Source organism: Neolewinella aquimaris (genome assembly GCF_014197245.1).
In the GTDB taxonomy this organism is placed as follows: domain Bacteria; phylum Bacteroidota; class Bacteroidia; order Chitinophagales; family Saprospiraceae; genus Neolewinella; species Neolewinella aquimaris.
On sequence record NZ_JACIFF010000011.1, the window covers coordinates 95,483 to 106,949 of the forward strand.

8 protein-coding genes are annotated in these 11,467 nt (G+C 59.3%); 5 read left to right on the forward strand and 3 right to left on the reverse strand.

Annotated elements, in window-relative coordinates; translation table 11 throughout:
* Positions 1 to 22: 22 nt before the first annotated feature.
* The 3 genes from GGR28_RS18135 to GGR28_RS18145 all read left to right on the forward strand — a co-directional run bounded on the left by GGR28_RS18135 (position 23) and on the right by GGR28_RS18145 (position 6,273).
* Positions 23 to 916: a cation diffusion facilitator family transporter gene (locus GGR28_RS18135; RefSeq protein ID WP_183497248.1), complete on the forward strand. Its 894-nt coding sequence runs from the start codon at positions 23 to 25 to the stop codon at positions 914 to 916.
* Between the two features lie 15 nt (positions 917 to 931).
* Positions 932 to 2,107: an AIR synthase-related protein gene (locus GGR28_RS18140; protein ID WP_183497249.1), complete on the forward strand. Its 1,176-nt coding sequence runs from the start codon at positions 932 to 934 to the stop codon at positions 2,105 to 2,107.
* A gap of 167 nt (positions 2,108 to 2,274) precedes the next feature.
* Positions 2,275 to 6,273, forward strand: coding sequence for a family 16 glycosylhydrolase (locus GGR28_RS18145; RefSeq protein WP_183497250.1), 3,999 nt, complete (start codon positions 2,275 to 2,277; stop codon positions 6,271 to 6,273).
* A 27-nt stretch (positions 6,274 to 6,300) separates the two neighbouring features.
* Here the strand turns inward: GGR28_RS18145 and GGR28_RS18150 are convergent, their stop codons facing one another.
* Positions 6,301 to 6,726, reverse strand: a complete 426-nt coding sequence (locus GGR28_RS18150; protein ID WP_183497251.1) for a VOC family protein — start codon at positions 6,724 to 6,726, stop codon at positions 6,301 to 6,303.
* 216 nt (positions 6,727 to 6,942) lie between these two features.
* On the opposite strand from GGR28_RS18150, the gene GGR28_RS18155 reads away from it, so the two are divergent.
* Together GGR28_RS18155 and GGR28_RS18160 are read left to right on the forward strand one after the other, a co-directional pair.
* A complete protein-coding gene (locus GGR28_RS18155) occupies positions 6,943 to 8,376 on the forward strand; it encodes a sulfatase family protein (RefSeq protein ID WP_406603763.1) in 1,434 nt (477 codons plus the stop codon).
* A gap of 152 nt (positions 8,377 to 8,528) precedes the next feature.
* Complete coding sequence (locus GGR28_RS18160; RefSeq protein WP_183497253.1) at positions 8,529 to 9,878, forward strand: BNR-4 repeat-containing protein; 1,350 nt, start codon at positions 8,529 to 8,531, stop codon at positions 9,876 to 9,878.
* On the opposite strand, the gene GGR28_RS18165 is transcribed toward GGR28_RS18160, so the two are convergent.
* Both GGR28_RS18165 and GGR28_RS18170 read right to left on the reverse strand, forming a co-directional pair.
* A complete protein-coding gene (locus GGR28_RS18165; protein WP_183497254.1) occupies positions 9,781 to 10,401 on the reverse strand; it encodes a TrmH family RNA methyltransferase in 621 nt (206 codons plus the stop codon). The genes GGR28_RS18160 and GGR28_RS18165 overlap by 98 nt on opposite strands.
* Positions 10,402 to 10,488: 87 nt before the next feature.
* Positions 10,489 to 11,358, reverse strand: a complete 870-nt coding sequence (locus GGR28_RS18170; RefSeq protein ID WP_099104997.1) for a sigma-70 family RNA polymerase sigma factor — start codon at positions 11,356 to 11,358, stop codon at positions 10,489 to 10,491.
* Positions 11,359 to 11,467 lie beyond the last annotated feature (109 nt).

The window sequence follows — 11,467 nt, forward strand, 5'->3', positions numbered from 1 at the left end:
TACCGCACCGTATGTTTGTCCCGTGGACAATGAGCAGATCGCGGTACGGACCAGCTACTTCAGCATTGCGGGCAATACCGCTCTGGCCCTCATAAAGGGTGCGGCCGGCGTCTTCGGTAATTCCTACGCCCTCATCGCGGATGCGATCGAATCCACCACCGACATTTTTTCCTCCGTTCTCGTGTTGGTGGGGATCCGGTATGCCCACCGCCCAGCCGACGAAAATCACCCCTACGGTCACGGAAAGATCGAGCCCCTCATCACTTTTATGGTGGTCGCCTTCCTCGTTTTTTCCGCTACGGTAATTGCCTACGAAAGCATCGAGCACATCCGGACGCCCCACCGGACACCGCGGGCCTGGACGCTCATCGTACTCGGCCTGATCATCATCTGGAAGGAGGTCTCGTACCGCATCGTAATCCGTCGCAGTCGGCAAACCAACAGCTCCTCTCTGCGGGCCGATGCCTGGCACCACCGGAGTGACGCCATTACCTCCGTTACCGCCTTTGTGGGAATCACGATCGCCCTGATCGGTGGTCCGGGCTACGAAAGTGCCGACGACTGGGCCGCCCTGCTCGCCTCCGCCTTCATACTGTACAACGCCTACTTAATCTTTCGGCCCGCCCTCGGGGAAATTATGGACGAACACGTCTACGATGAACTCATTGAGGAAGTGCGGCACACGGCCGCTGGAGTAAGGGGGATCCGCGGTACGGAAAAGTGCTACGTCCGCAAGTCCGGCATGAGCTACCACATCGACCTGCACGCCATGGTTGATGGTGATCTTACCGTCACCGAAGGCCACGATCTGGCTCACTTGCTGAAGGATACCCTGCTGGAACGCATCCCAAATCTCGGGCAGGTACTGATTCATATCGAACCGGCCGAGCTGGGGGGTGAGAGATTAGGGGAATGAGGCTAACTTTGCCGCATGTCCAGTAAATACGAGCAACGCGGCGTCAGCGCGACCAAATCCGAAGTTCACCAGGCCATTGCGGGCCTCGACAAGGGGCTTTACCCCAAGGCATTCTGCAAGGTGCTGCCCGACGTGGCCGGTGGCGACGCCGAATGGTGCAACGTGATGCACGCCGACACGGCCGGGACCAAAACCAGTCTGGCGTACGTCTACTGGCGGGAAACCGGCGACCTGAGCGTGTGGGAAGGCATCGTCCAGGACAGCCTCGTCATGAATCTCGACGACATGGGTTGCGTGGGCGCGGTCGACAACATCCTCATCTCTTCGACCATCGGCCGGAACAAGAACTGCATTCCGGGCGAAGTGCTAAAAACCATCATTCAGGGGGCGGAGAAGTTCAAGGACCGCATGGCCGATCAGGGCGTCGGCCTACACCTCACCGGCGGGGAGACGGCCGACGTCGGTGATATTGTACGGACGATCGATGTCGGATATACCACCTTCGCACGCCTGCGCCGCGACCAGGTGATCGTGAACGACATTCGTCCCGGCAACGTGATCGTCGGGCTGGCCAGCTACGGACAGGCCACCTACGAAGACGCCTACAACGGTGGTATGGGCAGCAACGGACTGACCAGTGCCCGCCACGATGTATTCAAACACGAGTATGCGGACAAGTATCCCGAAAGTTTCGATCCGGCGGTGCCGCGGGAGGTCATCTATGCGGGCAGCCGCTCCCTGACGGAAAAAATTACGGTGGAGGGTACGGAAACTACCGTTGGCAAACTCGTTCTCAGTCCCACCCGGACCTACCTGCCGGTGCTGAAGCGGATGCTGCAGGAAGTCGGCCCCGGAATAAGCGGCCTCATTCACTGCTCCGGTGGTGCCCAGACTAAAGTGGTGAAGTTCATCGAGGACGATGTACGCGTGGTGAAGGATAATCTGTTCCCCGTTCCACCCCTCTTCGAGCTTATCCGACAGGAGAGCCAGACCGACTGGCGGGAGATGTATCAGGTATTCAACATGGGCCACCGCCTGGAGGCCTATGTGGGGGAGCGCGACGCACAGACGGTGATCGACATTGCCCGCTCCTTTAACATTGACGCCCGGATCGTAGGCCGTGTCGAAGCAGGCAGCCGGGCCGCGGTGCGGGTGACTACTCCGGAGGGTGTTGAGGAATACTTCGAGTAAATTGATGCCGGTGGGTAATCATGTTCACTATTTTCTGCGCGATATGGGTATTTAATCATACCAGCTAGTATAGCTACCAATAGTGGCAGCTTGCCGGTACGCGGTGGCGGTACTTGAGGACCTCGTTCGACCGTGTGGGAGAACGCCTCAATCTAACCGCCATTATCATGCAGAAATTCTACCGTGCTTTACCACCGAGTTTGTGGTGCTGTTTCCTCCTCCTGGGCTGGGGAGCAACCGCCTTTGCTCAACCTACCTTCGTCGATGGGGACGACCCCCGGCCTGCGGGAATGACTTGGGTTCCAAATGAAGCTTTCTCCGATGAGTTTAACGGAGCATACCTCGACGACAACAAGTGGTACGATTACCACCCGAACTGGGCTGGGCGGCCGCCGGCCCGCTTCAAACCCGAAGCCGTGACCGTGAGTGACGGCACGATGAAGATCACCAACTACATGTTACCCGCCGCCGAAACGGTGAACGGCCAGACCTTTACCATCGCCGGCGGTGCGGTAGTGTCGAAATCCGCCGAAGCGCTCTACGGCTATTACGAATGCCGGATGAAGGCCTCGGACATCTCGATGTCGTCCACCTTTTGGCTGATCAACCAGTACGAGAACAGCTGCCCGGGCGCCAAGACCGAACTCGATATCCAGGAGTGTATCGGCGGAGCCAAAAATGTCCCCAGCTTCCGCAATACCATGCACTCCAATACCCATTACTACAACCGCGGCTGCGGCGAAGACGAGCAAACAATGTCGGTCGGCGGCAATGCCACCGTAGACGGAAACGTAAGCGACGCCTTCCATATTTACGGCGCATACTGGGAAAACGCCAACAGCATTCATTTCTATATCGACGGCGAATACCGCTTTACCATCAACCCCTCGACCCACTACGACGGTACCCCCTTCGACCAACCCATGTACATGAACATGGTCACCGAAACCTACGACTGGGAAACCCCACCCACCGCCGAAGAGCTGGCCACCCTCAACGCCACGACCGAGTACGACTGGGTACGCTCCTGGAGCCTGGCTCCAACCACCGAACCAACCGACGAGATCGGGACGGCCGACGTTGCCCGTAAACTGGTCCCCTCAACGGAATATTCCGTCGACGTAAGCTACACCGCCTCCGATACGCGCGACCTGTCCGTCGAACTCTACGGCCCGAACGGCTGGGTGGGTGCGAAAACCGTTCAGGTAACCGCAGGTTCCGGCTGCGCGAACGTAAGCCTGAATCTTCCCAACCCTACAACCGTCAGCGACCAGTACGAATGGCGCATCGGACTCCGGCCGGTGGGTAGCACTTGGCAGTCAAACCTGGATTACAAGGTCGTGGACGGCGTCAGCATTGAGCCCACCGGCTTCGAAACGATCAGCTTACAGGGCGGCCCCGCCGTTGTCTTTACGGCAGACAGCTACACCATCAACGTGGCTTACACGGCCGGTGCAAGCCGCGACATTGTCGTTGAACTGCTCAAAGGCGGTACCTGGCAGGCCTCCGGACTCGTCACCGTAGCCGCGGGCTCCAACAACGCTTCCGTGCCCGTCAACCTTCCCGCGGCCACGGAAGTGGGCGACAACTACACCTGGCGGGCTCACCTGCGCGAGGTCGGAGGCAACTGGACCACCAACGTCGCAACGGATGTCGTAAATGACGTCAGCGTACGGCCGGTCCGGGTCGAGGGCATCTCCTTCACTGATGCACCGACGGAGATTGAGAGCCGGAATAATTACAGCGTTACGGTCGACTACGTAGCGGCCGGTCCCCGCGACATCGTCGTGGAATTCTGGTCGGAAGAGCGCTGGATCGGTGGTGGTCAGTACGCGGTGGCGGAAGCCGGCAGCGGGTCGGTCGACATCGGCGTGTACGTAGCCAACGCGCCGCCCCCGGGTACGAAGTACGTATGGAAAACGAGCATCCGTCCGGTGGGCACCACCTGGCGCGAGAACCTGGCCGGCGATCAGATAAACGACGTCAGGGTACTCGGCGAGCTGACCGAGCGGATCAAATTTGTAAACCCGCCCGCCAAAGTAGCACCCGCCACGTCCTACGATCTACACCTACGTTACGAAGCAAATACCGACCGCGATTTATACGTGGAACTGTGGAAGGGCAACACCTGGATCGCCAGCTCGGTCGTGGATGCAGTTGCCGGAGCCCGCACCATTCCCGTGACGCTCACGCTGAACGACCCCCCCGCACCCGGGACCGACTACAGTTGGAAAACAAGTATCCGTCCCACCGGGGGCACCTGGCAGGACAATATCGCCACCGATCAAGTCGACCAAGTGGCGGTGCTGGATCCGGCCGCCACCTCCGTCACCCTCGCAAATCCTCCGCTTAGCGTACTGCCGGCAACGAGCTACGCCGTTTCGGTCGATTACGTTTCCGTAGGTGCCAGCGACATCGTCGTGAGTCTCTGGTCGGCGGACAACCGCTGGCTCGGAGGTGGAACCACAACGGTCCCGACCGGCAACGGATCCGCAACCGTCAACCTGGCCCTGACCGCCGCTCCTGCAGTGGGCGAAGGCTACTACTGGAAGGCCGTGATCCGCCCGGCGGGTACCGATTGGACCCTGGACCGGGACGAAGATATCGTGCGCGACGTAGCGGTCACGGCGGGGGTAGACGATGCGATCGGCCTCGACGGACTCCCCGGCGTGCTCAGGCCGGCAACTTCCTATACTGTCTCGGTCCCTTACGGCGCTTCCCAGCCCCGGGACATTGTGGTAGAGCTGTGGTCGGCGACCGGGTGGCTCGCCGCTACCCGCAAGACCGTTGCCGCCGGAAGGGGCACGGAAGCTTTTACCCTCAATCTCCCTTCGGCACCGCCCGTGGGCGACGGATATATCTGGAAGGTGAGCATTCGCCCGGTAGGAACCACCTGGCGCGACAACATCATTCTCAAGGAGTTGCCGAATGTCCTTGTCCGGCAGGAGATCGTGGAGACCGTGTCGTTTACCAACCTGCAGACCACCTTCTCCCCAGCTTTGTCGTACACGGTCCCGGTCACCTACCTGGCCGGTGAGGAAAGGGACTTGATGATCGAATTCTGGAAGGCAAATACCTGGGTCGCCGCAACCCGGGTGACCGTGCCGGCGGGCGAAGCGACGACGGACGTCACGGTGAACCTCACCAGTTTGCCTGCACCGGGCACGGACTACGTCTGGAAGGCGAGCATCCGCCCCGTAGGAACGACCTGGCGCGACAACATCTTTCTCACCCAGATCGAAGGCATTGGCGTCACAGACAACGTGCCGCCCCTAGCGACTTGCCACCCCCTGACCGCATTCCTTGATCAAACCGGCACCGCAACGATTGTAGCGGCAGACATTGACGGTGGCTCCTACGACGAATACAGCCCGGTTACGCTGGCCGTCGATCACGATGAGTTCGACTGCAGTCAGGCGGGTACCGAAGTATCCGTTGCGCTTACCGTAACCGACGCGGCGGGCAACCGGAGCGTTTGCCAGGCGGCCGTAACGGTAATGGATTCCATCGCCCCTACGATCACCCCCCAGTCATCCACGGTGCTCTGGCCCCCGAACAATAAGTTGGTGTATTACGGACTGGAAGATATGATCGCGGATGCTCAGGACAACTGTGGCGTCACCCGCAACTGGATCGCCTCCGTAACCAGCAATGAGGAAGCGAGCGACGGAAATCCCGATATCCTGATCAGCGACAATGGCAAGTCGGTGCATCTGCGAAGCGCGCGCGATGGAGCCGGCAACGGTCGACAGTATACGGTTACGCTCGCGGTCAGTGATGCCTCCGGAAATACTGCCTACACCGATTACCTCGTTCACGTCCCGCATTCCGCGAATTCAGGAAAAGCGACTTCTACTGCTGCCGCCCAGTCCCGAAAATTAACCGATTATGGTACACCCTCGACCCTGGCGGTATTTCCCAACCCGGCTACGCGGCGAGCCACGATCGACCTTGAAGTAGGTAAGCCCACGCAAGTCTGGCTGGACGTCCTCAATGTAAGCGGTCAACGCGTCATTTCCGTGCTGGACGGAGTCGCCGTGGAACATTCAACCCGGATCGAGTTCGATCTCACTGCATCCGGCGGACGACAACTGACTCCCGGAGTTTACTATTTACGTATGATCAGCGCCGACGAAACGCAAGTTATACCACTGGCAGTCCGCTAGTTCCACCGTTTGCGATCGTTCCAGCCCCTAGTCATTCAGACTCTTGGCGAACAGGCGGGTAATGTCCTTGAAGGCTTTAAATTCGAGGGCATTACCCGCCGGGTCGTAGAAGAACATGGTGTTCTGCTCACCGGGCAAGCCGCGAAAGCGCACATAGGGTTCGATCTCGAACTTCACGCCCTGGCTGCGGAGACGCTCCGCGAAATCCTCGAACTGCTGCCACTCCAGCACCACGCCGAAGTGAGGCACGGGGACGTGCTTTCCGTCGACTTCATTGCGGTGGTCGGGAGCGTCCTTCTTTGGCGCCAGGTGGGCGACGAGCTGGTGGCCGAACAGGTCGAAGTCGATCCACTCGGTATCCGTACGGCCCTCGGGGCACCCCAGTACGGTACCGTAAAAGTGGCGGGCGGCCGTGAGGTCATCGACGGGAACGGCGAGGTGGAAAGGCTGCATATGACGTACGATTTTAGTTTTAGGGCGGCGGAGCGCGGGTGCAAGGTAAATCCGGTTGAGCAATAGTAGTTGGTCCGTATCGACGACCAGTATGGTACAGGATGGTGCGATGCTCGGGACTCGGTATTATGGGGCAGAAAAGCTACGATCATGCTCTCGATAACCCTATTCCGGTGCCGATCACTTCGGTCCGGTCCCTTGTCTTTGAACTGCGCCTTGGTCATTCTATGCCTTGTAATTTTATCGGCTTGTGGGAACCGGGATAGTCCGGGTACTGCGGCCGAAAACCACCCTCGCCCGAATGTCCTGGTGTTGCTGACCGACCAGTGGCGGGCCCAGGCCACGGGCTACGCCGGCGACCCCAACGTCAGCACCCCCAATCTGGATGCACTGGCCGCAAGCAGCGTGAATTTCGAGAATGCCGTATCGGGAATGCCGGTGTGCTCACCCTTTCGGGCTTCCCTCCTTACCGGTCAGCGCCCCCTCACCCACGGGGTATTCATGAATGATGTGCAACTGGACACCGCCGCCGTGACCATCGGTGAAGTGTTCGGGGAAGCCGGTTACCAAATGGGCTACATCGGCAAGTGGCACCTAGACGGGCACGGGCGGCTCCAGAACGTAGCCCCCGGACAGAGAAGGCAGGGGTTTGACTTCTGGATGGGCAACGAATGCACCCACAACTACAACCACTCGGTGTACTACGACAACGAAGATCCGACCCGGAAGATCTGGGATGGTTACGACAGTTTCGGGCAGACCGATGCCGCCCTGGACTACATCACCGACCGCCAATCTTCGCCGCAACCGTTCATGTTGATCGTATCCTACGGGACGCCCCACGCGCCCTACCACACCGCTCCGGAAGCGTACCGGCAACGCTTCGACCCCGGCGAGATCGAACTCAGGGAAAACGTCCCGGAGCACCTACACGAACAGGTACGCAAGGACCTGGCCGGCTACTACGCCCACATTGCCGCCCTGGACGATATGATGGGCCGGGTGATGGACACCCTGAAGCAAACCGGGCAGTGGAAGAACACCATCGTGCTGTTCACCTCGGACCACGGGGACCTGCTCGGCTCCCACGGGGCCTATAAAAAGCAGCAGCCCTACGATGAGTCCATTCGCGTGCCGATGTTGTTCCGTATTCCGTCGGAACTTGGATTGGACATACCCGCCGGAAAGCGACAGGCCGTCATCAACTCCGAAGACATCATGCCGACCCTGCTGGGCTTGTGTGACATTCCGGTTCCCGCTCCGGTGGAGGGCGTCAACTACCGGGCGTACCTGGAAGGGGCGGATGGGGACGGCATTGGAGCGTCGGCCGTGATCACCTGTGTTCAACCCTTCGGGCAGTGGAACCGGCTTATGCATGGCGGTCGGGAGTACCGGGGGTTGCGGACCCAGCGCTACACCTACACCCGTGACCTGGACGGCCCCTGGCTACTGTTCGACAACGAGCAGGACCCCTACCAGATGACCAACCTGGTCGATGATGCGGAGCACACCGCCCTGCGGAAGGAACTGGATTCGCTACTTCAGGACAGGCTCACAGCCCAGGGGGACGAATTCCGGCCCGGTATGGACTACATCGCGGAGTGGGGCTATCCGGTGAATGAGACCGGAACGGTGCCGTACACTCATTAAACCGTCACTCCATTCGCTATACGTGCAACGGTGGGTTGACTTACCGACAATCCCGCATGCTCCCCTTTCCTCCTATAATTTTCAGCCCTATTTCGTCGAGCAACAGAAGAGAACGAGCGAACAGTAAGAACCGTAAAGAACAACTACCCGTAATGAAACCACTACTAATACTGCTACTTACCCTACCGATCGCGAACCTGTCCGGACAGGAGGTTTCGGATACGGTCGATTACTTCGCCGACAACGGGCTGAGCAACACGGTGAAGACCATGCAGCACCCCGCGGGGGAACACCACGACGGCATCACCTACGTGTGCTACCAGGGTCCCCTGGAAGACCCCTACGTGGCCGCGTACGATCACGATAAAAAAGAATGGTCCGGGCCCTACAAGGCGGGAGAAAGCCTACTGGGCAAGGACCCTTCCGCCAAGATCGACAACCACGGCAAGCCGGCGATGATCATCGACGATGCGGGCTACATCCACCTCGTATTCGGCGGGCACGGCGGCTTGCCGGAGCAAGGGGTCAACCCCCTGGGCAATCACCACGACGGAGCCATGAAGCATGTAGTATCCAAGCGACCGCTCGACATTACGGAGTGGGAGGAGTTGAACAACATTCCCACCTTCGGAACCTACAATCAGTTCGTGAAGCTGGACAATGGCGACATCTACTTATTCTACCGCCACGGGGCCCACCGCAGCGATTGGGTCTACCAGCTGTCCACCGACAACGGGCGCACCTTCGCCCCTCCGGTATCCGTCCTGAACAGTAAACGGACGAAGGGCACCGAGCAGCACCCGGTCATTTACGATACCTGGTACGCCTGGTTCGACAACGGGGAAGGAAACGACATCATCGCTACCTTCAACTACCACGTGTGTAAGGGTCCCGATCACGACGGCGAACGCCACGATAGCTACTATATGGTATTCGATACGGAGGAGGGCCGGTGGCACAGTGTGACCGGTAAGGAGGTGGCCGCGCCGGTAACCAAAGACATGGCCGACCGCGATTTACTGGTAGAAGACTCGGGCGATCTCTGGACGGTCCGTGGTGCGGTACGCCTCGACGCGGACGGGAATCCTCACCTAATATTTTATCGCGGGGAGCAAATGGGCCTCAAGCACGGTGGTCCGAAGGAAGTCGTCTACTACCGGTGGACGGGCACCGCCTGGATCGAGGACCAAAGTGACGGACTCCCGGTGGCAACCGGCGACCTGGTGGTGTCGGACCCACTACGGGCGGAGCTGTTGCTTGCCGGGAACACGGCCGAGGGGGCAGAACTGGCGTGGTGGCGTACGAGGGATGGGGGCAAAAGCTTTGCGAAGGAAAAGGTACTGTACGCGCTCGGAGAACGGGGTGTGGTCACGACGGCGATCATCCGGAATGCGCATCCGGACGCTAGGGTGGTGATTGGGGGGAAGGGCCAGGGGGAGTTTCGGAGGATGTACCTGGTGGGTGATGGGGGAGCGGTGCGGCGGAGCGCAGCTGCCGACTGATCTCCCACACCGCCATGCCCGCGCTGACGGCTACGTTAAGGCTGTGCTTGGTACCGTACTGCCGGATCTCAATGGTGCCGTGGCTTAGATCGATCACCTGCTGGCTTACGCCCTTCACTTCGTTGCCCACCACGAGGACCAGCGGGAGCGCATCCCCGACCAAGAAAGTATCGAGGGGCGTTGACTGCTCCGTCTGTTCCAGGCATTGCACCTGCGCACCGCCGCCCACTAATTCCTCGATCAGCTGCGCGCAGCTTTGGTGGTACGACCAGCTCACGGTATCCGTTGCCCCCAACGCCGTCTTAAGAATGTCGCGGTGGGGTGGGGTAGCGGTAATGCCGCAGAGGTATACGTGCTGCAGGGCAAAACAATCGGCCGTCCGGAATAAACTCCCCACATTATTGGCCGATCGAATATCATCCAGTACCAGCGCAAACGGTAATTTTTCTACACCGGCGTACTCTTCCGGCGTAAACCGCCTCAGCTCGTGCAACTGCTTCTTCGTCCGTAGAATCTCTGACATAAGCCACAAAAATAGCAACCCCCCGACGCAATCAACGCCGGAGGGTTCCTACCGTACTATTGTACTACACTACTACCGTACTAAAACCTAGTTTCCCAGGTAATTCTTAAGCAGCTTGCTGCGATTTGCACCGCGAAGTTTGTTGATGGCCTTGTCCTTGATCTGGCGAACGCGCTCGCGCGTGAGGCCGAACTTTTCGCCGATGTCTTCGAGGCTCATGGGGTGCTCCACGCCGATGCCGTAGTAGAGCTTGATGACGTCGCACTGCCGTTCGGTGAGAGTGCCGAGGCTGCGGTCGATCTCGCGACGGAGGGATTCCTTGTACTCCAGGGCGGAGTCGGTGCCGGGAGTAGCGGTGTTGGCCAGTACGTCGAGGAGGCTGTTGTCTTCACCTTCGACGAAGGGGGCGTCCATGCTTACGTGGCGGGCGGCGACGCCAAGGGTGGTTTCTACTTCATCTGCGTTGATCTCGAGTTGCTCGGCGAGTTCTTCGCTGCTGGGTTCCCGCTCGAAGGTCTGCTCCAGCTGGCTGAAGGCCTTGTTGATCTTGTTGAGGCTACCTACCTTATTGAGGGGGAGGCGCACGATGCGGCTCTGCTCGGCGAGGGCCTGGAGGATCGACTGGCGAATCCACCAAACGGCGTAGGAGATAAATTTGAAGCCGCGGGTTTCGTCGAAGCGTTGGGCGGCCTTGATGAGGCCGAGGTTGCCCTCATTGATGAGGTCGGAGAGGCTCAGTCCCTGGTTTTGGTACTGCTTGGCTACCGAAACGACGAAGCGCAGGTTGGCTTTGGTTAGTTTTTCGAGGGCGATCTGGTCTCCCTGCTTGATTCGCTTCGCGAGGTCGACTTCCTCTTCGGGGGTCAGCAGGTCTACTTTACCAATCTCTTGCAGGTACTTTTCGAGCGACTGACTCTCGCGATTCGTGATCGACTTCGTTATCTTAAGCTGTCTCATGTAAGGGGGACGTTTTCTAAAATTGGCCGCAAAATTAAGCGGAATGTTGGTGGTAATCAAGGCCCTAGGGGACATTCGGGCGTAACATGTAGCTAACAGTGCGAATAAA

Excerpts from the sequence above, each read along its gene's own strand:
- GGR28_RS18165 (WP_183497254.1), bottom strand. The coding sequence starts at position 10,401 with ATGTCAGAGATTCTACGGACGAAGAAGCAGTTGCACGAGCTGAGGCGG.
- GGR28_RS18170 (WP_099104997.1), bottom strand. The coding sequence starts at position 11,358 with ATGAGACAGCTTAAGATAACGAAGTCGATCACGAATCGCGAGAGTCAG.
- GGR28_RS18140 (WP_183497249.1), top strand. The coding sequence starts at position 932 with ATGTCCAGTAAATACGAGCAACGCGGCGTCAGCGCGACCAAATCCGAA.
- GGR28_RS18145 (WP_183497250.1), top strand. The coding sequence starts at position 2,275 with ATGCAGAAATTCTACCGTGCTTTACCACCGAGTTTGTGGTGCTGTTTC.
- GGR28_RS18150 (WP_183497251.1), bottom strand. The coding sequence starts at position 6,726 with ATGCAGCCTTTCCACCTCGCCGTTCCCGTCGATGACCTCACGGCCGCC.
- GGR28_RS18160 (WP_183497253.1), top strand. The coding sequence starts at position 8,529 with ATGAAACCACTACTAATACTGCTACTTACCCTACCGATCGCGAACCTG.